This window comes from Rhodococcus sp. MS16, assembly GCF_013277795.1.
In the GTDB taxonomy this organism is placed as follows: domain Bacteria; phylum Actinomycetota; class Actinomycetes; order Mycobacteriales; family Mycobacteriaceae; genus Rhodococcus_F; species Rhodococcus_F globerula.
On sequence record NZ_VBTM01000004.1, the window covers coordinates 376,825 to 398,511 of the forward strand.

Below are 21,687 nucleotides of genomic sequence, written 5' to 3' on the forward strand. Positions count from 1 at the left end.
CGCCTGAGAGTCATTCGCCGAGCGAGAACCCAGCTTCGACGTCGGCGCTGGAGAAGGACTGGAACGCAATGTGAGTGGCGGTTCGCGTCACTCCGGGAACCTTGTTGATCCGGCCGGTGATGACCTCTGCGATCTGGGCGTGGTCACGGACCCGGACTACCGCGATCAGGTCGACGTCCCCTGCGCAGGAGTACACCTCGCTGACTCCGGGGATGTCGGCGACGGCCTGAGCGGTCTCCGGGATTCGGGCCGATTCGGCGTGAATCATGACGATCGCATTGATCATGTCGCTCCTCTGGTTGCGCGGTGCTGTGCTGTGGTCGAGCTTATGTCCTCGCGTCGCCGCGCCCATTCCAGGCATCACGATGGTTCTCTGCACGCTCGGATTCGTTTCCAGCCTTGGCGAGGTGGCACCAGTCTTCCCACCGCCCCGCGCCGCACGCCGGCTCGGTGTAGCCCGATGTAGCGGAGACGATCCTGATTCCGTCCGATCCGAGCCAGCGGACGACGAGCGCCAGTTCCTCCGGGGGCGCTCCGCGCAGCGGTGTGTTGTCGGGAAGTGCGGTTTCGGCCGATGCGACGAGGGCGTCGACCACGGGCATCGGGTGAGTCCCGGCTCGGGCAAGGCCGGCCGAGGCGAGCCTGCCGGCGCGGATCACGGCCAATTCCCAGCCGCCGTCCGGCGCGGGGCGCGCCAGTACCAACTGATCGATGGCGGCGACGGCGGCGAGCTTTTGAGTGCGTCGTACTGCTACTGCAACTGCGGCAGTTCGGTCGCGCAGTCTGGCCGCGTTCTCGAACAGTGCGGTGGCAGCGAGTTGCTCGATGCGCGCTTTCATTCGTTGAAGCGGCATGTCGTGCACGCCGGCGAAGAACTCCCGAACGTCGGCGACTGACACCGCATAGCGCTCCGCGGTGTCATCTCGGGCTGCCGGGCACGAGCCCAGTTCGCGTGCGGGGCAGGCAGGCCCGTGCACGGCGCCAAGAGGTATCCGCTTGGTGCAGGTACGCAGCCCGGTGAACTCGCACACGGTCTCTGCAATCTCCTGCGCGCTCGCGCGGGACGTAAACGGTCCGATCGAGTGCGGCGCCGGGCTACGCACCACGGATAGCCGGGGGAAGGCCTCGTCTGTGAGAACGATCCACCATCCGCGTTTGGGAAACTTGGAGCGGCGGTTGTACGGCGGAGTGTGTGCCACGAGGAGTCGGAGTTCGCGTACTCCGGCCTCCAGGGCGTGAGCACACTCCACATGATCGACCCGGGTGGCAAGGGCCACCATCTCCTTCATGCGCCCACGCGTCTCGGAACCGGTGAAGTAGCCCCGGACGCGGCGGCGCAGGTCCACTGCCGTCCCTATGTACAGCGCTTCGTCGGACGGGCCGCGAAAGAGGTAGACGCCCGGCCTTCGGGGGAGGTCTGCGGCGAAGGAGCGTTTGGCGCGTTGATGAGCCGAGATGTTGGGGAGATAGTCGATCAACTCGCTGTAACTGTGTACGCCTTGGTTGCCGACCCGATCTATCAGGCCGTGGAGCACGTCGACGGTGGCTCTGGCGTCGTCGAGTGCTCGGTGCGTCGGTTGGGTGGAGACGCGGAACAAATGCGCGAGCGCAGAGAGCTTCACCGACGGTGCTTCGTCGCGGGTCAGGACACGCCTGGCGAGTTTGACGGTGCAGAGAACCTGGAACGGTGGCCACGGCCGGGCCGTGCGGGAAGCTGCCGCCTTGAGGAATCCGATGTCGAAGGGCGCGTTGTGGGCAACGAGTACGGAACCCTTCGCGAACTCGAGGAACGCGGGTAGAACGCGATCGATGCGCGGAGCGTTGATCAGCATGGCATCGGTGATGCCGGTCAGTTCGACGATGTACGGCGGGATCGACCGCCCGGGATCGACCAGAGTTGCCATCTCGCCGAGCACCTGGCCGCCGCGAATCTTGACGGCACCGATCTCGGTGATCGAATCGTTGTCCGCGCTTCCGCCGGTGGTCTCGAGGTCGACGACTACAAACGTCGTCTCGCTGAGCGGAGTGTCCAGCTCGTCGAACGACAGTTGACGGCCGATATCCGGATCGGCGTCAACGGCGGCCTTGACAGCGTCGGCATGACTCACAGCGCAAGACAGTAGAGGGAGGGGCCGACAGGAATCGGTCACTTCAGCGCAAGGACCAAGAGAAGTTGAATTCGGGACTAACGGGCATCGCGCGCACCCCGGTATTTGGTCGCCCGTGACCTAAAAGAGACGAGCGTCACAGTTGGGCGATTTTCGAGGTGTGTCGGCGCCTTCGGTGTCGCACTCGGGTGGAGTGGATCTGGCTGCGTTGCCTGGCGTGTGCCGACTCGTAATCCACCTCGGGCGAAAAGGGGCCTACCGGTACGTAACTGGTGCTGATCTGGGGTAAGTCACGGATTGCCGGGCCGGATCGAATCGGGTCGACTCGCGAGAAATGGTTGACGGCGTTACGGAAACCGGACGTATCGTTATCCCGCTGTGACCGTTTTGGCGTATCGAGCGCGACTGCGCGGAAATTCGGATGAATCGCACGCGAAATTGGCGATGCGGTCGACATCGCCGCGATCATTTCGTAATCTTCCTGAGACCTAACGAAGTCTTGCCGGGCCACAAAGGACCGGCTTCGTCAGGAACCGCCTAATCGGGATCTCCGCGAGGAACCCGAACCGGGAACCCAAGTTTCACTGGGGTGAATCCCGCCTGGGGCGTAGCAAGCGTCATCGCTACGGACCACGCGGGTAGGGCTGATCTTCCCAGCCCGAACCCGTCAGCTAACTCGGTCGGCGGACGAATGGAAGAAATGGAGCACCCCTTAAGTGGCGTCACAAAGTTTGAAGCGTTCGGCAACACTGGTTGTCGCCGGCGCACTTGCAGCCGGAGCCTTTGCTACAACCGCTGCGCCTGCCTCGGCAGACCCCATCACCATCCCCGGTGTCGGTACATTCGACATCCCGGGCGTCTCGATCCCCGAACTTCCCGTTATCCCCGGTGTCACGGACAACCCCGCGTTTGCGCCGATTGCACAGGCTGCACCCGCCGCTCCCATCTCCACCCTTGGTGAGCAGGCTGTTCGCGCCGCAGAGAGCAAGCTGGGCGCCCCGTACGTGTACGGCGCGGCAGGCCCGGACGCGTTCGACTGCTCCGGTCTGATCCAGTGGGCTTACAAGCAGGCCGGCCTCAACATCCCCCGCACGAGCTACGACCAGGCTGCAGCCGGTGTCGCAGTTGCACAGTCCGATCTCCGCGTCGGCGACGTCATCTCCTTCTACGGCGGATCGCACTCGGGCATCTACGCGGGCAACGGAAATGTCATCCATGCTTCGACCGCGGGTCAGCCCGTGAAGCTGGCACCCGTGTCGTCCATGCCGTACGACGGTGCTCGCCGCTTCTGATCCGGTGTCACTGATCGGGTACCTGTGAAGGTCGACCTGATCCACTGGAAAAGGGGCAGTTCCACTCTGTGTAGATGTGGGCCTCGAATCAACTGATTCGAGGCCCACATCTGTTTATCCGGGTGAGTTCCGGGCGTTCCGAGGGGTTCACACTCGCGTCGCTCCCGTTACACCTACCGACGAGTAGACACAAACGTATGCCATTCCGTAACCTTATCGAGACATTAGGTGCCGCCGGCAGGTAGTGTGGGTAGTTGACATCCAGCTAACAGATCCTGACGGGCATCGGCAGGCATCACAAAAACTGAGACGGAGAGTCGCGTTCCGTGGTTTCATCTAGATCGTTTTCATCGAGAAAGTACAGCCGGGTCCGCATCGCGCTCACAACAGGCTTTTTGGCAGTTGGGCTTGTCGCGTTGCCATCGATGCCGGCGGCCGCCGACCCGGTGATCACGAATCCCACCGAGGCGCTCGAGAAGCTCGGCGAACTCGCCCGAGTGTCCGAGCAGACCAACGAGGCTTTGCACAACGCGCAGATCGATCTCGATGCAAAGACGTCCGTGCAGCTCGACGCTGAAGCTCGACTTGTCGAGGATCAGGGACGCTACGACGCGGCAAAGGCCAAGGTCGCCGAGGTTGCGCCGGCTGTGAACCGAATTGCTACGGCCAATTATCAGGGCGCGCGGACCAATCGGCTCTTTGCCTTGATGGTCAGCGATTCACCGCAGCAGCTGCTCGATCAGATGTCTGCACTCGATGTCATCTCCAACGACGCGGCGGTGCAGGTCCGCCAGTTCAACGAAGCGACGCTCGACGCTCGCCAGGCAGCGGACTCGTCGCAACAATCCGCGGATGCTGCACGGGTTGCGGCCGATCAGGCGAAGGCGCTGAGCGACGATCTGCAGCGCAAGCAGAGCGAACTTCAGGCTCAGGTTGCCGAGGTGACCAAGGCGTTCGACGATCTGACCGAAGTCGAACGCGTGCAATTGAGTGGGTCGACATTTCCAGAGGGTGTCGACGCCAGCAAAATTCTGGCTAATCTAACTCCAGGGTCGGGCACCGCGGCACTACAGGCTGGTTTGACCCGCATCGGCGACCCGTACGTCTGGGGAGCTACCGGGCCCAACGAGTTCGATTGCTCCGGGCTCGTCGTGTGGTCGTACAAACAAATCGGTAAAACACTGCCGCGGTCCAGCCAGGCGCAGGCAGCGGGTGGTACGCCGATATCCCGTGACCAGTTGCAGCCGGGCGATATCGTCACGTTCTACAGCGACAATTCGCATGTCGGTATCTACGCCGGCGATGGCAACATCCTCCACGCGTCGACGTTCGGCGTACCGGTGAAGGTCGAGTCGATGGCAGGGATGCAGTTCTCGACTGCTCGCCGTTACTGACCAGCGCATCGTCACAAGTGGCTCGGCCGCTGCGACTGGGGGTCCCCTCCGTCTCCTACACTCGGCATCGTGTCGAGTGACCCCATGACGTCCCCCGCAGCCGGGACGAACCGTAAGCGCCGCTGGGAGTACCCAGCTCTCATTGCGCTCGGGTGTGCCGTTGTGGTGATCCTCGGACTCACCGTTGTCCTGACTGACGCTCCGGGCTCGTCCCAGCAGTCCGCTGCGGAAGCGGATGTTGCGCGTGTCAGCGAGGTTCAAGCGCTCCTCGATTCGTGGGCACGCGCTCAGATGTCCGACGATCCGACATCGCTGGCGCAGTTCGTAGATGCTGCCGCCGCCCCGGGGTTGCTCGACGCAGAGATTCGGCGCGCCACAGCTGCCAGTGCACTGAGTTTTTCGGATTGGGCGTACGAGGTTTCGCCGGGAACACTTGTCGAGGCTGCCCGAACGGGGTCGCCCGACGGCGTCACATTGTGGGGCGCTCAGGTGAACCTGCGTTATGCACTCGACGGTGTGGATGCGGCGCCGACGCGTAAGACTGTCTTGATGACTTTTGCGGAACGTGACGGTTCGTGGTTCGTATTCGCTGACGGTTCGATTGTCGACGTGCTGGGCAGCGGCTCGACCGGTTCGCAGTTGAGCGTCGACTCGTGGCACGGTCCATGGGATTTCGGTCCACTCGCGGTTTCGACCAACGCGGCCGAGGATTCGATAGTCGTCGGGCACCCGGGCCAGCAGGCATTCGTTGACGCGTTGGCCGCCGACCTCGACGGCGCTGTGAAGAATACGACGCAGTTGTGGGGCGACGGTTGGTCTGAGCGGGCAGTCGTGATGGTCGCCGGTTCGCCCGAGGAATTCACGGCGATGGTCGGTTCGCAGCACGACGGATCGTCCATAGCGGCTGTGTCGGTGGCGGATACGGTGCGCGATGGTGCCAGTGACGTGAGTGGGCAGCGCATCATATTCTCGCCGGCCGCCGCATCACGCTTGACTTCGACGACGCGGCAGGCGGTGCTTCGCCACGAGATGATGCATATCGCGGCGCGATCCCAGACCCGGGACGGGTCGCCCATGTGGGTGCTCGAAGGGTACGCGGAGTATGCCGGCAACCGTGGCTCCGGGCGGGCGGCGCGGGAGATTGCGCCGACACTTGCGGCCGCTGTTCGGTCCGGTGACGTGCCGTCGGAGTTTCCCGAGGATTCACAGTTCGGGGGCGTGCCGGTGGTGAGTTCCCTTGCGTACGAATCGGCGTGGTCGATCAATGCTTATATTGCGGATCGTTTCGGCGAGTCCGAGCTGACGGAACTATTCCGCGCCTTGGCTGTGGGGCCGTCGACACCGGAGGAGATCAACCGGCGCATCGTCGACGTACTTGGTGTGAGTATCGACGACCTGCGCGACGGCTGGGTGGATTGGCTGCACCGCACACTGCGTTGATTCGCTGCACCGCAGCGTGGGTTGATCGGCTCGTGCTTTACGGTGGACGAATGCGCCGGACCCTTTTGGTGACCAATGATTTTCCGCCCCGACCGGGCGGAATCCAGTCGTATCTACATACGTTCGCGAAGCATCTTCCGGCCGACAAGTTGGTTGTCTATGCGCCGCGGTGGCGCGGTGATTCGCACAAGAAGTTCGATGCCGCTCAACCTTTCGAGGTCGTGAGGCATCCCACGACTTTGATGCTTCCGACTCCGTTTGTCGCCAGACGGGCCGCGAAACTGGTCAAGAAGCATGACTGCGAGTCCGTGTGGTTCGGCGCGGCGGCGCCCCTTGCGTTGTTGGCGCCGGTGGTCCGCCGCGCAGGTGCGTCGCGGGTGATCGCGAGTACTCACGGTCACGAAGTGGGTTGGTCGATGATTCCCGGTGCGCGGCAGTCGTTGCGGACAATCGGTGAAAACACGGATACGGTTACCTTCGTCAGCAAATACACCCGAGGCCGGTTCGCGGCGGCTTTCGGGCCGCAGGCTGCGCTGGAGCATCTGCCGTCGGGAGTGGATACGTCTGTCTTCCATCCTGATTCGGCTGCTCGCGCAGAATTGCGGGCACGGTACGGACTGGGGGAGCGCCCGACAATTCTCTGCCTGTCACGGCTCGTGCCGCGCAAGGGGCAGGACATGCTGATCAAGGCATTGCCGACTATCCGTGCGAGCATCGACGGCGCTGTACTTGTCATCGTGGGGGGTGGGCCGTACGACGAGAAACTGCGTGAGCTCGCCCACAAGACGGGGATGGACGATCACGTCGTGTTCACGGGCACCGTCCCGGCGGCGGAATTGGCCGCCCATCACACCATCGCCGATGTTTTTGCGATGCCGTGCCGCACCCGCGGTGCGGGACTCGACGTCGAAGGTCTCGGGATCGTGTACCTCGAGGCGTCGGCAACGGGTGTTCCCGTGATCGCGGGTCGCAGTGGCGGTGCCCCGGAAACGGTGCAGCAGAACAAGACCGGGCTAGTGGTCGACGGTACGTCGGTTGCCGACGTTGCCGCCTCGGTGATCGAGATCCTGTCCGACCGTGATCGAGCTGCCGCAATGGGCGCCGCCGGTCGCGACTGGGTGGCGACCGATTGGAAGTGGGACACGCTCGCGTCGAAGTTGCAGGCGCTGCTCGGCTGAGCCTCGAGCATCAAGCACTGTGGCCGCCACACCTTTTCCAAGGTATGGCGGCCACAGGTGTGCGCGGTGTTACTTCGTGTAGATCATCTCGATCTCCGCGGCAAAGCTGGCGTGGACGACGTTGCGCTTGAGCTTCATCGTCGGGGTGAGTTCGCCTGTGTCCTCGGAGAAGTCGACCGGCAGGATCTTGAACTTCTTGATTGCCTCGGCATGGGAGACCAGCTTGTTGGCCTCGTCGATCGCGTCCTGGATATCGCCGACAAGTTCGCCGTCGCTGACCAGATCAGCCGCGGTGGTGCCGGCTGCCTTGTTGTTGCGCTCGTTCCAGGCGGGCAAAGCTTCGGCGTCGATGGTGATCAGTGCGCCGATGAACGGCTTCTGATCGCCCACGACGATTGCCTGGCTGATGAGCGGATGTGCGCGCAATGCGTCCTCGAGCTGGGCAGGGGAGACGTTCTTTCCGCCTGCCGTGACGATGATTTCCTTCTTGCGTCCGGTGATCGTGATGAACCCGTCCGCGTCGACGGTTCCGAGGTCGCCGGTGTGGAACCAGCCGTTCTCGATCGACTCGGCGGTTGCCTTCTCGTTGCGCCAGTATCCGGTGAAGACCACGGGTCCGGAGAGAAGGATCTCACCGTCGTCGGCGATGCGAACAGAGTTGCCGGCCAACGGTTTTCCGACGGTTCCGACCTTCTGGGAGCCGATGGTGTTGACGGCAAATGCGGCGGTGGTTTCGGTGAGGCCGTAGCCCTCGTAGATCGTGACACCGATGCCGCGGAAGAAGTGGCCGAGCCGCGCACCGAGCGGGGCGCCACCGGAAATGGCGAGCTGGCACTGTCCGCCGAGGGCTGCCCGCAGCTTGGAGTAGACGAGTTTGTCGAACAACGCGTGCTTGGCCTTGAGGACGATACCGGCGCCACCCTTGTCCTTGGCCTCGCTCCACGCGACAGCGGTCTCCGCGGCCGCGTCGAAGATTTTGCCCTTGCCCTCGCCGTGGGCCTTTGCGCGGGCGCTGTTGTAGACCTTCTCGAACACTCGCGGTACCGACAGGATGAAGTCGGGCTTGAATTCGCCGAAGGTGGGGACGAGGTTCGGAATGTCGCTGGTGTGCCCGAGGGTGGCGCCGGCGTCGAACGAGGCGATGCTGACCGCGCGCGCCAGGACGTGAGCGAGGGGCAGGAACATCAGCGTGCGCACGCCTGGCGTCTTGAGCAGATCGCCGAGGTTGGAGTCGAGGATGCCCTTCGACTCTGCAATGAGGTTGGAGTGTGTCAGTTGGCAGCCCTTGGGGCGGCCCGTAGTGCCGGAGGTGTAGATCAGGGTTGCGGGATCGGAGGCCTTCAGAGCGTTGACGCGCGTCTGGACCTCGTCGTCGGAAATGTCGGCGCCCAGGGCAGAGAGTTCCTCGACGGCGCCGCGTCCGCCTGCGGGGGCCTCGATCTGGTAGACGGTGCGCAGCGACGGCGACGCTTCTGCGACGTCCTTGACGGTGGCTGCGTGGACGTCGTTCTCGACAACGAGGTCGATGGCCTCGGAATCCTCGAGAATCCAGCGAACCTGCTCGGCGGCGGATGTTTCGTAGATCGGAACGGTCACGCCGCCTGCGGCCCAGATCGCGTAGTCGATCAGTGGCCACTCGTAGCGAGTCGCGGACATCAGCCCGACGCGATCACCCTGCTTGACGCCGATCGCGATCAGACCCTTGGCAACTGCGGTTACCTGGGCGGCGAACTCGCCGGCAGTGACGTCGACCCATGCGGAGCCGACCTTTCGCTTGTAGACGACGGCCGCAGGCTTCGTCTTCGCGAATGTGAACACCGAGTCGACCGCAGAGGCATCCTCGGGAATCGTGAACGTCTGGGGTGCGCTGTATTCAGGCACAAAATACCTCCGACACTGCGAAATACTGACGAGTAGGGTTTGACGCTATTCACTGTAGTCGCACGTCCGGCATAGTTGTGGCCCGGCTTACAGTCTGTCCGTTTCGCAGTGGTGTGACACCGTTCGCTCACTCGTCGACGCGATATGTGAAGCTAACTGTCGTGAGCAGCATTCAGGTCGCAGACCAGACTTTCATCGCGGCACCGCCCGAGCGTGTCGCCGAACTGTTGTCTTCGCGTGCGCAGTGGCGCCGGTGGTGGCGAGATCTCCAGCTCGAGGTGCGCGAGGACCGCGGTCCCGCAGGCTTCCGGTGGGGCGTGTCCGGCAGTCTCGTCGGCACCATGGAGGTGTGGCTCGAACCGGTCATGGACGGCGCCATCGTTCACTATTTCCTGCACGCGGAACCAGTGGGTGTGTCGCCGTCAGGCCTGGCTGATCTCGACCTGGCCGCCATGAATCGCGCACGGCGCGTCGACGGCAAGGTCATGTCCTTTGAACTCAAGCGCGAGCTGGAAGCGGGGCGCCCGGCAGGTGTGGCGCCCGAATCTGTGTGACGTGGCAGGAAGTTTTCAGGCCCGTGTTCGGGGAGAATTACGGGGACCATGAAGTTTCGAGGGAAGGAAGAGTAGTCGGATGGCCGAGAAAACCAAGGGGTTGATCAGCATCGACGCTCAGCCTGACGCCGTCATGGCCGTGATCGCCGATTTCGAGGAGTACCCCGCGTGGGTTGCGGCGGCCAAGTCCGTCGAGGTTCTGGAGGTTGGCGGCAACGGCCGCGCGAACCGGGTGCGGTTCGTCCTCGATGCCGGGGTGGTGAAGGACAAGTACGAGCTGGCGTACACGTGGGCGCCCGACGGAATGTCGGTGAGCTGGGAACTGGTGAGCGGGGAGATTCAGAAGTCCCAATCCGGTTCGTACACTTTGCGTTCCGAGCCGGGCGGCAGTACGTCCGTTACCTACGAGCTGACGGTCGATCTGACTATCCCGATGATCGGGTTGTTCAAACGTAAGGCCGAGAAGATCATCACGGACACGGCTTTGAAGGAACTGAAGAAGCGAGTCGAGGGCTGAACGCCGCGCGGGCCCGTCTTCAACTCTTCATCGGCAGCGGTGGCAGTGGAACGACGACGCTGGCGTCTGCCGCAGCGCTGTCGGCGGCGACTGCCGGTTCCAAGGTTCTGCTGATGTCGATCGATCGGCTTCATTCGCTTGCGGATGTGCTGGCGATTCCGGTTCCGCGTGTAGTGACCCCATTGTTCGACCGGATGGATGTCTGGCAGGTCGATACGCTGACGCTTGTCGAAGACAAGTTCCGTGGTGTGTCGGCGCTACTCGATGCGGCGGGTTCCCATGAACACGGATCGTCGCTCCAGACTTTGGAGCCCGAGGAACTCACGGGTTCGCTTGGCATCGCGGACATTCTGGCGCTTGCCGAGGTCGTCGGGATGGCATCGAGCGGCGAATACGACGTCGTGATCGTGGATTGCCCGCCGTCGCCGGAGGCGTTGCGGATCTTCGGCGCGCCCGCGATGGTGTCCGAGTACCTCGAGCGGCTGTGGCCGCGTCACAGGCGGCTTGCGGCGGTGGCGGCTACCGACGTGCGGTTGATGCTGTTGGTGTCGATAATCGAACGCATTGTCTCGTCGGTCGACGAGATCGCAGCGTGTATCGCCGACACTTCGCACACGGAGATTCATCTCGTGACGTCGGCGCAGGCATCGGCGGCGCTTGCGACTCGGCGCACACTGTCCGGTCTTGCGCTCTCAGTGCTGCCGGTTGCGCGGATAATCGTCAATAGTGTTGTTCCGCAACCCGTTTCGCAGAGTTACGCAGATGAAGATATGCGCTGGTTGTCCAATGTTCGCGCGGCCCAGATGTCGGTGCTCGCGGGAGTTCGCGAGGCCGCCGATGGGATTGCCGTCACGGTTGTCGAACATGTCGGCACCGAACCGGTAGGGTTGGCGGCCCTGGGCGACATTGCAGTTGCGCTGGGCGAGGGGGCCGCTGCGCAGCCGCACCGCCATCTCGACCCGATAGCGGTGACGCTGGAATCGGGGACGGGGTTGGAGTCGGTCTACGCGATGCGGATGTATCTGCCGCTCGTCGATCCGGCGTCACTGACGTTGGGTCGGGTAGAAGACGATGTGCTGGTGGGAGCGGACGGGGTGCGACGGAGAGTGAGACTTGCGTCGGTGTTACGGCGATGCGTCGTGACCGGTGCCGAACTCGACGGCGCCTATCTGATCATTCGATTCTCGCCGGATCCCACGGTGTGGCCTGTATGAACGACGATCACACCAAGCTTCTCGCCGAGTTTCGGGTGTTGGCCGATTCCGTCCTCTCCCGGATCGAGCCGATTGTGGCGCAGATGGCGGAGGGGCGCACGAACGCAGCGGCGGATCTCGAGACCTCGGAGGAATTGCCTGCATTCAGCGGCTGCAGTTGGTGCCCGGTGTGCGCTGTTGCAGCCTTGATGCGCGGTGAACATCACGAGTTACTGGCAATCCTGGCAGGGCATGCTGCCGTACTTCTGGCGTTGCTGCGTGAGCTGCTGGACGAGTTTCTCGGCGGGCGCGCCCCATCCGACGGGAAGCCGGACGGTGGTCCAGGGGGTGGGGCGCCGACGCCCGACGGTACCTCGTCGCCGAAGCCCCGATCGCCTGCTTTCGTTCCGATTACGGTGACTGTCAAGCGGTAAACGCTGGTACTTCGGTGCCATCGGTGGGCACAATCGTCAAGAACGCATACCGAGTGTGGAGTGTGGACCGGATGATCACCAATCGCAGTGCAAATGCCGACATCCTGACCGTCGGAATAGATGTGGGCGGCACCAGTATTCGAGCGTCGGTGGTCGACGTCGACGGGCAAGTGCTCGATACCATGCAGGCTCCGACGCCCCAGTCCGCGCGGTCGCTCGAGGATGCGCTCGATCGGGTGGTGCGTGAACTGGTCAGTCGGCACAAGGTGGCCGCAGTGGGTTTGGCGGTAGCCGGGTTCGTCACCTCGGATCACGGGATCGTGCTTTTTGCTCCGCACCTGCCGTGGGTGAACGCGCCGGTCGGCAAGGACCTGAGCGTACGGCTGGGGTTGCCGGTTGTTCTGGAACACGATGCCAATGCGGCGGCGTACGCGGAGTATCGGTTCGGTGCTGCGGCTGGTGGCCGGAACGTCGTCACGGTGGCGATCGGGACGGGCATCGGTGGCGCGTTGCTGATCGGCGGTGAGCTGTACCGGGGTAGTTACGGTGTTGCGCCGGAGTTCGGCCACGTCCAGGTCGTGCCGGACGGCCGCCCGTGCGCGTGTGGCAAGCGCGGCTGCTGGGAGCGGTACTGCAGCGGAACTGCATTGGTGGACACAGCAATTGAACTTCTGGCCGAAGATCCGGCCGCGTCAACAGTCCTGGCGCGAGAAGTTGCCGTCGACCCGGGCGGCTTGACCGGGCGTCGAATCGCCAATGCCGCGTACGACGGTGACCCACTCGCGCTGGCGACGATGGCTGAGTTCACGCATTGGCTGGCAGTCGGCCTGGCGATGGTCGCCGACGCCTACGACCCGGATGTCGTGGTGATCGCCGGCGGCGTCGCGAGTTCGGCTCCACTGTTTCTCGATGACGCCCGTGAGCAGTACGCAACGTTGTTGACGGGTGCGAAATATCGACCTCTAGCCCGGATTCGCACTGCCCAGTTGGGGGAGGCCGCGGGGATGGTGGGGGCTGCGGCGTTGGCGCGTTCGGCGGTTCCAGGCATCATTTCGCCTGCCAGGCGTTGAGTCGCACTTGTGATCACGAGGTGGCGGTCGGGGCATGTGTAGCGAGGGTAACCGGCGCGCAGTAAGGTCGTGCACAAGGCAATTCGGGTTGTGAATGGGAGGGACGCCGTGTGGTATTGGCTCTTCAAGTATGTGTTGTTGGGGCCGATTCTCCTGCTGCTCGGGCGTCCGACGATCAAGGGGCACGAGAACATTCCCACTGACGGTGCGGCGATTCTCGCCAGCAACCATCAGGCAGTTCTGGATTCGTTCTATCTTCCGCTGCGCTCGAACCGTCGAATCACGTTCCTCGCAAAAAGTGAGTACTTCACGGGCAGCGGACTCAAGGGTGCGTTCCAGCGGTGGTTCTTCACGGCTGTCGGCCAGGTGCCCATCGATCGCACCGGTGCGGACGCAGCCCAGGACGCGCTCAACGCCGGTCTACGGGTCCTTGATGCCGGCAAGCTGCTCGGTATCTACCCCGAGGGCACTCGCTCGCCGGATGGTCGTCTGTACAAGGGCAAGACCGGAATGGCTCGCCTGGCACTCGAATCCGGTGTCAAGGTGATTCCCGTAGCGATGGTCGGCACCGACAAGATGAACCCCATCGGTTCGAGGATGTGGCGTCCGGCCAAGGTCACCGTCATCGTCGGTGAACCTATCGACTTCTCGCGTTTCGAGGGGATGGGCGGCAACCGCTTCGTGGAGCGGGCTGTGACCGACGAGGTCATGTACAAGCTGATGAAGCTGTCTGGCCAGGAATACGTCGACATCTATGCGGCGAGTTTGAAGAACCCGAAGCCGGTCAAGGCGGAGGAGTCCCCGTCCGACGAGACCCACCAGCTCGGGGAGTCCGACGAGGCTGCCGCTCCACTTGCGGCCGTTGTCGACCCCGATGCCGAGCAGACTGATGGGCCGCACGTCCCGGACACGCGCGCCAGTTAGAGATTTCCCACAGCTGCCGGGCGTGCATTAGCTCTCGGGACCGGCGGTGCGGCATAGTTTTGAGCCGTGCGCTACTTCTACGACTGTGAATTCATCGAAGACGGTCGAACCATCGACCTCGTGTCCATCGGCGTCGTCTGCGAGGACGGCCGCGAGTACTACGCCGTCTCGACGGAATTCGATCCGGCGCGGGCCGGCAGTTGGGTGCGCAAGAATGTTCTGCCGAAGCTTCCTGCGCCGTCGTCTCCGCTCTGGAAGTCGCGCGACAAGATCCGTGACGACCTCCTGAAGTTCTTCGTACCGCGGCCGATGGTGGTTCCCGAACTGTGGGCATGGGTCGCGGCGTACGACCACGTCGCGTTGTGCCAGCTGTGGGGCGACATGACCGAACTGCCCCAGTCGTTGCCGCGCTACACGCGGGAGTTGCGCCAGTTCTGGGAGGACAACGGCAGCCCGGCTCTGCCGCCTGCACCGTCCGACGCGCATGACGCTTTGGCGGACGCACGACACAATCTGGTGAAGTTCGACGCGATCGCCCGAGTCCGGTCACTTCGTTGACCTGCTGTGACGCCGAACTCGGTTAGACGAGACCGCGCGCTAACGAGAGCCTGTGTGACGCGCGGGTAGGTGAGCGAATATCCTGTACTAGTGAACTGGACTGTCGACGTGCCGATCGACCGCTTGCCCGAACTTCCGCCGCTGCCCGCCGGACTGCGTCAGCAGCTCGACGAGGCCCTTGCGAAACCCGCCGCGCAGCAGCCTTCATGGCCCGCTGACCAGGCGGCTGCGATGCGCACTGTGCTCGAGAGCGTGCCGCCGATCACCGTGGCCAGCGAAGTCGAGGCATTGTCGGATCGCCTTGCGCAGGTAGCGCGCGGCGAAGCCTTCCTGTTGCAGGGCGGCGACTGCGCCGAGACGTTTGCCGACAACACCGAGCCGCACATCAAGGGCAATATCCGCACGCTGCTGCAGATGGCTGTCGTCTTGACGTACGGGTCTTCCATGCCGGTGGTCAAGGTGGCACGTATCGCGGGTCAGTACGCCAAGCCTCGATCAGCCGACATCGACTCGTTGGGCCTCAAGTCCTACCGCGGCGACATGGTCAACTCGATTGTCGCCGACGAGGCTGTCCGCGCCCACGACCCGTCGCGGTTGGTACGGGCGTACGCAAATGCCAGTGCCGCGATGAACCTGGTTCGGGCGCTCACCGGCGCCGGAATGGCCGACCTGCACAAGGTCCACGACTGGAACCGCGAGTTCGTGGCAGCGTCTCCGGCCGGAGCACGCTACGAGCAGCTCGCGTCGGAAATCGATCGTGGCCTGCAGTTCATGAACGCCTGCGGCGTGACCGATCCGAGCCTGCACCAGGCGCAGATCTTCGCGAGCCACGAAGCCTTGGTCCTCGACTACGAGCGTGCGATGCTGCGTCTCGACAACGACAGCGATCACCCCAAGCTCTACGACCTGTCGGCTCACTTCTTGTGGATCGGCGACCGTACTCGTCAGCTCGACGGCGCGCACATCGCCTTTGCCGAGTTGGTGTCCAACCCGATCGGTCTGAAGATCGGTCCCACGACCACTCCGGAGATGGCCGTCGAATACGTCGAGCGTCTCGACCCGACAAACAAGCCAGGTCGCCTGACGCTGATCTCGCGGATGGGCAACGGCAAGGTCCGTGACCTCCTTCCTGCGATCATCGAGAAGGTCCAGGCCACCGGCCATCAGGTCATCTGGCAGTGCGATCCCATGCACGGCAACACGCACGAGGCGTCCACCGGTTACAAGACGCGTCACTTCGATCGCATCGTCGACGAGGTTCAGGGATTCTTCGAGGTCCACAACGGACTCGGCACCCACCCGGGTGGAATTCACGTCGAATTGACCGGCGAGAACGTCACCGAGTGCCTCGGTGGCGCGCAGGATATTTCGGACGGCGACCTGTCGGGTCGTTACGAGACTGCCTGCGATCCTCGCCTCAACACCCAGCAGTCGTTGGAGCTCGCGTTCCTCGTCGCAGAAATGCTGCGCGGCTGACGCTTAGCTGTTGTATCGAACGCCCTCATTCGCCGTGCGCGGGTGGGGGCGTTTTACGTTGTCAGGCTGTTGGTTCGATCAGGCACTGCTGCGATCAGGGAATGGCAACAACGGTGACGTTGGAGCCTTTCTCCACACGATCGTTCTTATCGCTCTGACTGACGATCAGCGAGCTGTCGTTCTGGGTCAGTTGGCGGACGGTGAGGGTGAGACCGAGGCGGGTCAGTTCCTCGCGAGCGGAGGCGACGCTACGTCCCAGCAGGTTGGGGACCTTCACGGAGCTGGACACGAGAAGGGCAACGGACGTTCCGGCGTTCACAGACGAACCCGCAGCGGGGTCGGTGCCGATGACCTTTCCGCCGTCGACACCGTCGTCGAAGGCAGATCTGGTTTCGCTGACGGTGATGCCCAGTTTGTCGAGGGCAGCCCGGGCCGCGTTCTCCGACATGCCCTTTACGTCGGGAACATCAACGGGCGGTGATCCTTTGGACGTGACAACTTTGACCGAGGAGCCAACAGGCACGGTGGTTCCCGGAGCCGGGTCCAGAGCGGCGACACCGCCGATGGGGATCTTGGAACTGAACGTCTCACCGCCGTCGACGGCAACGAGGGTGCGCGCAGTGAGCTGATCTCGGGTGGCCTCGACGGCGCCGCCCGCTGGTATCGGCGGCACAGTCGGACGCCCGAGCGACGTGAACAGGACAACACTCGATCCGCGCGAAATCCGCGAGCCCGCTTCGGGATCGGTGCCGGTCACGGTGTCGAGAACCTCGGTGTCCGAGTACGTTCCACGCACTTCCGGCGACAGTCCGGCATCCTGAAGTGCCGTGACTGCCGCATCCTTGTTCAGGCCACCGATCTGGGGGACCGCGGTGAATCGGCCAGAGCCCATCCACCATCCGCCGAACCCCAGCGCAAGCGCAAGCAACGCGATGACAAGAAGCCAGACGAGAGTGGTCCGGCGAGAGCGTCGTCGTGCTTGCGAAAAGTGGTCGTGTGGATCGATGTCGGCAGAGTCGTCTTCGTGCTCGTCCGTCTCGGCGACGGGCGGACGCACGGTTTGTGCGGTGACCGCGCGGGTGTGCTGAATGCCGTCCGGTGGTGCGTGCGGCGCCAGCGCGGTTGTAGGCGGCGCCGCAGCTCCGGCCGCAAATGCCGTGGTGGCGGCGCCGACTGGTGCACCGGCGCCACCGAAAACGGTGGTGGCGGGCGAACCGGGGGCCGCGGGACGGGGTGTTGCCGGCCGGGGCGTCGGCGCCGGTGCGGCGGCGGCACTGTGATGCTGCGCGGATCGCCGCGGCGCGGGCACACGATACGCGGGCAGTTCGAGTTGTTCGCACACGATGCGCAGGGCGGCTGCCATTTCACCGGCATCGGTAAACCGATGCGCAGGTTCACGATTGGTGGCCTGCGTGACGAGGCGGTCGAACTGCGCCGGTACGCCCGCGATTCGTGAACCGGGCGGCGGAACGTCGTCGTGAATTCTCTGGTATGCGATCGAGAGAGAGGTGTCCCCGGTGAAAGGTGTTGTACCGGTGAGGAGTTCGAACATGAGAACGCCGGTGGAGTACACGTCGCTGCGCGGATCGGCCACTCCGGAGGTGACCTGCTCCGGGGAGAGGTAGGCGGCGGTGCCGAGAATGACGCTGTTGGACGTTGTTGTCGCGGCAGCAGCGGCGCGCACCAAACCGAAATCGGCGATCTTCACTTCACCGGCGTCGGAAATCAGGATGTTCTCCGGTTTGACGTCGCGGTGCACCAGTCCGGCCCGGTGTGCAACTGCCAACGCGTCGAGTACCGGCCCGACTACCGCGGCGACAGCGTGTGGCGGCATCGGGCCGCGCTCGCGCAGCAATTCGCGCAAGGTGCCGCCGTCGACCAATTCCATGACGAGGAAGGCATGACCGCGATCGCTGCCCTGGTCGTACACGGCAACCAAGGCAGGGTGCTTGAGGCGGGCGACTGCGCGCGCCTCGAACTCGAAGCGGGTGAGAAAAGCGGGATCGGCGGCAAACTGCGGATCCATGACCTTGATAGCGACAGGCCGATCCAACCGCGTATCGAGGCCTCGATACACAGTCGACATTCCGCCGCGTGCGATGGGCGCATCCACGCGATAGCGGCGTTCGAGCATTTCGCCGATCAACCCTTGACCTCCGTTGTGAAAATCTGTGGTGCAGTAATAATCTGTGGTCGCATCCGCCTCGTCCATCGTAGCCAGCGCTGCCGACGGAAAGTTCCACCCACGTGCCGCGTGACAAGCCGACCCGATAAACTTCCGTGGTGAGCGCGATTCCTTATTGTGATGATGTCCTGGATTCTTCGGTATCCCTGTTCCAGTTGGCCGATGTAGCGAAGAGCGTCAGGTTGCCGGTCGCGAAGGTGCACCAGTTGCTCCGCGATCGCAAGATCATCGCAGTCAAGCGCAACGGGGTTCTCGGGGTTCCCGAGGAATTCTTCGACGAAGACGGCCAGATCGTGAAATGGCTTCCCGGTTTGCTGGCAGTTCTGCACGATGGCGGATACAGCGATGTAGCGTCGCTGCGCTGGCTTTTCCAGTCTGACGAGTCCCTCCCCGGACGCCCCGTCGACGCCCTGCATGGGCACCTCGCCCGCGAGGTTATCCGCCGTGCACAGGCAATGGCTTTCTGAGTCTGATTGGTTTTTCCGGCCTGACGTAGCTCGCCGACCGGACTGGAGCCGGTACGGCGAACGTCAGGCGCGTGCGGTGGTGGACGGTCACCCGGCGGTCGAGAATGTGGTCGAGAATGCGATAGCCGGCAGACCCCACCCCGTGCGGAGCACCGAATTCATCGTGCCGTCGACGTCGCTTCTGCCGGGACTTTCTCCGGTGCGTGTCCCCGTAGACGCAGTGGGTCTTCCGTCCGGAGTGTCATCGCCGCGACGACGGAGGCAAATGTTGCCAGTACCACGTGCGGGAACGAGTACATGCCGATCGATCCGTCGGGCTGGAATATCAACATGAGCCAGCTGGACAGCCCCACCAGTATGGCCAGGGTCGTGGGGGAGAGTGCAAAGCCGGCAGCTACGGCCAACGGCCACGAGTAGTACCAGGGGAGCGCCGCCGGGGAGAGAATCACGATGGCAACCATGACAATCACGATGCCCATCACGGCGTCGCGTTCGGTGGTGCGGAATCGCCACCAGACAAAAGCGATGATTCCGATGAGCACGACTGCGCTGACAAGCCGGGTCACCTGGAGTATGTCGTCGAAGTGATTGCCGGTGAGCCACGATGTCGCGGCGGTGGACAGTTCGGCGACGAGGGTCGGCAACGACAGCCAGTTGATGATCTTGTTGGAGCCGGAGAGCGCCGTCGTCCAGCCGAGTCCGACACCGGCAATCAACGACGTCGAACCGAGGACAACAACGAACATCGCAAATCCGCTACCGGCGGTCTTGATAAAGGATCGGATCGGATTCGGTGCTTCCGTTCCCTGCGCTGCGGCGTCTTCACGTTCGTGAATCATCCAGATCCAGACGATGAACGGCAGCGCCACCCCGGCAGTGGCCTTGATGGCAACGGCAAAGGCGATGAGACCGATTCCGAACATGTGCTTGCGTTCGAGGGCCAGTGCGATGCCGGCGACCATCAGGCCGACCATCAGCATCTCGTTGTGCACGCCGCCGATCAGATGGATCAGGACGAGTGGATTGAGGACCGCGAGCCACAAGGCGATCGCCGGGTTTCCGCCGAGTTTGCGCGCGAGGTGGGGGACACCCCACACCATCAATGCCAGGCCGGGCAGCATGGTGATGCGCAGTAACATCGTGCCCGCGATGACGTTGTCACCGGTCAGGCGAACAATGGCATCAGTGAGCAGGAGATGAACCGGACCGTACGGGGTTGTTGTCGTCGTCCAGACATTGGAGACGTTGTCGAGCAGGATGCCGGGATTGACCACCGGCCCCACTTCGTACGGGTCGAAGCCGTCACGCAGCAGAGCGCCCTGCGCAAGGTAGGAGTAAGCGTCACGGCTGAACATCGGAACGGCAAAGAGCAGGGGGAACGTCCACAGCGGCACGATGAATCGCAGCCCGCGCAAACCGACGTCACCGCGCAGCGCCGAGCGACCCAGTCGCGCCCACGCGCCGATCATGCACAACACGCCGATCCACACGATCGCCGCCGACAGTATCGACCCGTGCCCGAATCGGAGCCAGGACAGATGCATCGACTCGAGCAACGGGTCCTCGCGCCGGACGCTACCTGCGCCGAATCCGCCGAACATGATCATGGCGGCGCCCAGGAATCCGAGCAGCGCGCTGTGTCCTTCGGGAGTGCGAAGGAAATCAGCGGCCCTTCGATGCCACGCTGGTGTGGTGGCTGCGGCAGAGGGCGTCATGAGTGCAGTTTCCTCCCCCGAGATGTTCGGATGCGGTAGCGCGTACGTGGTGAATTGCTGGCGAATAGTCGGTTACGAGGGGACAGTTTAGTTGCTCCGGAGACCGAACCCTGCCGTCGAGTCGTTTGCGCGCGCCGGTGACAGCCGGTTCGGTGCCCAATAGTGACGGATCACTCATGAACAGTCTGTCAGTACGTGCGCGACGTGGCTGCGAGGGCCATCTCGCGCAGCCGTGTCTTGGCCTCCGCGGTGGCGCTGCTCGATTCCAGTGCGGCCGCGGCAGATTCGACCAGGGTGGCGATGCGTGCTTCCGCGTCGTCCACTGCCCCGAGGTCGGTGATCAGGGTGCGTAGCGTATCGACGTCGTTGTCGGTCAGTTCTGCGCCGATTCCGGATCGGAGTTGTTGTGCCGCAGCAGGATCAGTGTCATCGGCGCGCGCAAGTGCGGCAGCGAACAGTGTTGTCCGCTTACCGGTGCGGAGGTCGTCGCCGGACGGCTTGCCGGTCACCGACGGATCGCCGAAGACGCCGAGCAGGTCGTCCCGGAGCTGGAATGCGATACCGATGTCGGTGCCGAACTTCCGGTACGCGTCGATCAGGTCCGCGTCTGCTCCGAAAAGGGCAGCACCGAGGTGCAGGGGGCGCTCGATCGTGTACGCCGCAGTCTTGAACCGGTTGACGCGCATAGCTGCCTCGACGCTCTCGTCGCCGCGAGCTTCGTTGCTGATGTCGAGGAACTGACCGCCAAGCACTTCGGTGCGCATCGCCGACCACACGGGGCTGATCCGAGCGGCGGCGTCAGAGCTGATTCCGGACTCGCGGATCATGTCGTCTGCCCATGCGAGCGCCAGATCGCCGAGCAGAATTGCGACAGCCTCACCGAAGTGGGCGCCGTCGCCGTTCCAGTTGTCAGCTCGGTGCAGGTTCTCGAACTCGACGTGCACGGTGGGAAATCCGCGACGCGTCGTGGAGGCGTCGATGATGTCGTCGTGGACCAGCGCGCATGCCTGGACCAGTTCGAGCGCCGTGCAGGCGCGCATGACGCTGTCGGCGTCGTCGCCGTGAGGGTCGCCGCCGGCGCCGAGCCAGCCCGTCCACGCAAAGGCCGGTCGCACGCGCTTGCCGCCGCGCAGAACAAAGCTCTCGAGAGTGTCGACGGCGGTTTCGTATCCGCCGCCGATGGTTTCCACCGCTTCGCGCCTGGAGGCAAAGAAGTCACGCAAGCTCTGTTCGAACAAAGCCGGCAACTCGAGCGAGGACGGATAGGCGGCGTCGGTTCGAGCAGACAGGATGGCCTCCAA

Annotated in this window: 19 protein-coding genes and 1 riboswitch; of the genes, 13 read left to right on the forward strand and 6 right to left on the reverse strand. The window is 63.6% G+C overall.

The annotated features are described in order from the left end of the window. Positions 1–10: 10 nt before the first annotated feature. Both FEZ60_RS11300 and FEZ60_RS11305 read right to left on the reverse strand, forming a co-directional pair. On the reverse strand, positions 11–286 hold the full coding sequence (locus FEZ60_RS11300) for an Lrp/AsnC ligand binding domain-containing protein (protein WP_033231456.1): 276 nt from the start codon (positions 284–286) through the stop codon (positions 11–13). 40 nt (positions 287–326) lie between these two features. Then, the gene (locus tag FEZ60_RS11305; protein ID WP_045071113.1) at positions 327–2,060 is read right to left on the reverse strand and encodes a DEDD exonuclease domain-containing protein; all 1,734 of its coding nucleotides are present in this window, start codon (positions 2,058–2,060) and stop codon (positions 327–329) included. 572 nt (positions 2,061–2,632) lie between these two features. Beyond that, positions 2,633–2,810: riboswitch (cyclic di-AMP (ydaO/yuaA leader) on the forward strand. Positions 2,811–2,824: 14 nt separating this feature from the next. Here FEZ60_RS11305 and FEZ60_RS11310 point away from each other — a divergent pair. From FEZ60_RS11310 to FEZ60_RS11325, 4 genes are all read left to right on the forward strand, one after another. Then, complete coding sequence (locus FEZ60_RS11310; RefSeq protein ID WP_033231024.1) at positions 2,825–3,400, forward strand: C40 family peptidase; 576 nt, start codon at positions 2,825–2,827, stop codon at positions 3,398–3,400. Between the two features lie 425 nt (positions 3,401–3,825). Continuing rightward, on the forward strand, positions 3,826–4,794 hold the full coding sequence (locus tag FEZ60_RS11315; protein ID WP_172936221.1) for a C40 family peptidase: 969 nt from the start codon (positions 3,826–3,828) through the stop codon (positions 4,792–4,794). A 69-nt stretch (positions 4,795–4,863) separates the two neighbouring features. After that, a complete protein-coding gene (locus tag FEZ60_RS11320; RefSeq protein ID WP_346343347.1) occupies positions 4,864–6,234 on the forward strand; it encodes a hypothetical protein in 1,371 nt (456 codons plus the stop codon). Positions 6,235–6,284: 50 nt separating this feature from the next. Beyond that, positions 6,285–7,412, forward strand: coding sequence for a glycosyltransferase family 4 protein (locus FEZ60_RS11325; protein WP_033231021.1), 1,128 nt, complete (start codon positions 6,285–6,287; stop codon positions 7,410–7,412). A 69-nt stretch (positions 7,413–7,481) separates the two neighbouring features. Here FEZ60_RS11325 and FEZ60_RS11330 read toward each other — a convergent pair whose 3' ends face one another. Beyond that, positions 7,482–9,293 carry a long-chain fatty acid--CoA ligase gene (locus FEZ60_RS11330; protein WP_095886510.1) on the reverse strand — a complete coding sequence of 604 codons (1,812 nt, stop codon included), beginning with the start codon at positions 9,291–9,293 and terminating at the stop codon, positions 7,482–7,484. 161 nt (positions 9,294–9,454) lie between these two features. Between FEZ60_RS11330 and FEZ60_RS11335 the strand changes: the two genes are divergently transcribed. The 8 genes from FEZ60_RS11335 (at position 9,455) to FEZ60_RS11370 (ending at position 16,019) form a co-directional block, all read left to right on the forward strand. Beyond that, the gene (locus FEZ60_RS11335) at positions 9,455–9,847 is read left to right on the forward strand and encodes a polyketide cyclase / dehydrase and lipid transport (RefSeq protein ID WP_033231019.1); all 393 of its coding nucleotides are present in this window, start codon (positions 9,455–9,457) and stop codon (positions 9,845–9,847) included. Positions 9,848–9,926: 79 nt separating this feature from the next. Then, entirely contained in the window at positions 9,927–10,364 is a 438-nt protein-coding gene (locus FEZ60_RS11340) for an SRPBCC family protein (RefSeq protein WP_095886509.1), read from the forward strand. A 29-nt stretch (positions 10,365–10,393) separates the two neighbouring features. Continuing rightward, on the forward strand, positions 10,394–11,578 hold the full coding sequence (locus FEZ60_RS11345; RefSeq protein WP_346343356.1) for an ArsA-related P-loop ATPase: 1,185 nt from the start codon (positions 10,394–10,396) through the stop codon (positions 11,576–11,578). Further along, positions 11,575–11,991, forward strand: a complete 417-nt coding sequence (locus FEZ60_RS11350) for a hypothetical protein (protein ID WP_033231017.1) — start codon at positions 11,575–11,577, stop codon at positions 11,989–11,991. The genes FEZ60_RS11345 and FEZ60_RS11350 overlap by 4 nt, the downstream gene beginning before the upstream one ends. 71 nt (positions 11,992–12,062) lie before the next feature. After that, a complete protein-coding gene (locus FEZ60_RS11355) occupies positions 12,063–13,061 on the forward strand; it encodes an ROK family glucokinase (RefSeq protein ID WP_172936224.1) in 999 nt (332 codons plus the stop codon). 108 nt (positions 13,062–13,169) lie between these two features. Then, complete coding sequence (locus tag FEZ60_RS11360; protein WP_033231016.1) at positions 13,170–13,985, forward strand: lysophospholipid acyltransferase family protein; 816 nt, start codon at positions 13,170–13,172, stop codon at positions 13,983–13,985. Positions 13,986–14,051: 66 nt separating this feature from the next. After that, a complete protein-coding gene (locus FEZ60_RS11365; protein ID WP_033231015.1) occupies positions 14,052–14,543 on the forward strand; it encodes a polyadenylate-specific 3'-exoribonuclease AS in 492 nt (163 codons plus the stop codon). A gap of 90 nt (positions 14,544–14,633) precedes the next feature. Beyond that, a complete protein-coding gene (locus FEZ60_RS11370; protein ID WP_033231014.1) occupies positions 14,634–16,019 on the forward strand; it encodes a 3-deoxy-7-phosphoheptulonate synthase class II in 1,386 nt (461 codons plus the stop codon). Positions 16,020–16,113: 94 nt separating this feature from the next. On the opposite strand, the gene FEZ60_RS11375 is transcribed toward FEZ60_RS11370, so the two are convergent. Further along, positions 16,114–18,153, reverse strand: a complete 2,040-nt coding sequence (locus tag FEZ60_RS11375) for a Stk1 family PASTA domain-containing Ser/Thr kinase (RefSeq protein WP_172936225.1) — start codon at positions 18,151–18,153, stop codon at positions 16,114–16,116. 149 nt (positions 18,154–18,302) lie between these two features. Here FEZ60_RS11375 and FEZ60_RS11380 point away from each other — a divergent pair, with 149 nt between their 5' ends. Next, positions 18,303–18,671: an Rv2175c family DNA-binding protein gene (locus FEZ60_RS11380; RefSeq protein WP_033231451.1), complete on the forward strand. Its 369-nt coding sequence runs from the start codon at positions 18,303–18,305 to the stop codon at positions 18,669–18,671. Between the two features lie 158 nt (positions 18,672–18,829). On the opposite strand, the gene FEZ60_RS11385 is transcribed toward FEZ60_RS11380, so the two are convergent. Both FEZ60_RS11385 and FEZ60_RS11390 read right to left on the reverse strand, forming a co-directional pair. Beyond that, positions 18,830–20,386: an alpha-(1->6)-mannopyranosyltransferase A gene (locus tag FEZ60_RS11385; protein WP_033231013.1), complete on the reverse strand. Its 1,557-nt coding sequence runs from the start codon at positions 20,384–20,386 to the stop codon at positions 18,830–18,832. Between the two features lie 188 nt (positions 20,387–20,574). After that, positions 20,575–21,678 (reverse strand): polyprenyl synthetase family protein, encoded by a 1,104-nt coding sequence (locus FEZ60_RS11390; RefSeq protein ID WP_336881084.1) that lies wholly within the window; start codon positions 21,676–21,678, stop codon positions 20,575–20,577. Positions 21,679–21,687: the final 9 nt, after the last annotated feature.

Bases quoted from the DNA above. Each gene is read 5' to 3' on its own strand.
- FEZ60_RS11300 (WP_033231456.1), bottom strand. From the start codon at position 286: ATGATCAATGCGATCGTCATGATTCACGCCGAATCGGCCCGAATCCCG.
- FEZ60_RS11315 (WP_172936221.1), top strand. From the start codon at position 3,826: ATGCCGGCGGCCGCCGACCCGGTGATCACGAATCCCACCGAGGCGCTC.
- FEZ60_RS11325 (WP_033231021.1), top strand. From the start codon at position 6,285: ATGCGCCGGACCCTTTTGGTGACCAATGATTTTCCGCCCCGACCGGGC.
- FEZ60_RS11340 (WP_095886509.1), top strand. From the start codon at position 9,927: ATGGCCGAGAAAACCAAGGGGTTGATCAGCATCGACGCTCAGCCTGAC.
- FEZ60_RS11350 (WP_033231017.1), top strand. From the start codon at position 11,575: ATGAACGACGATCACACCAAGCTTCTCGCCGAGTTTCGGGTGTTGGCC.
- FEZ60_RS11355 (WP_172936224.1), top strand. From the start codon at position 12,063: ATGATCACCAATCGCAGTGCAAATGCCGACATCCTGACCGTCGGAATA.
- FEZ60_RS11375 (WP_172936225.1), bottom strand. From the start codon at position 18,153: ATGCTCGAACGCCGCTATCGCGTGGATGCGCCCATCGCACGCGGCGGA.
- FEZ60_RS11385 (WP_033231013.1), bottom strand. From the start codon at position 20,386: ATGACGCCCTCTGCCGCAGCCACCACACCAGCGTGGCATCGAAGGGCC.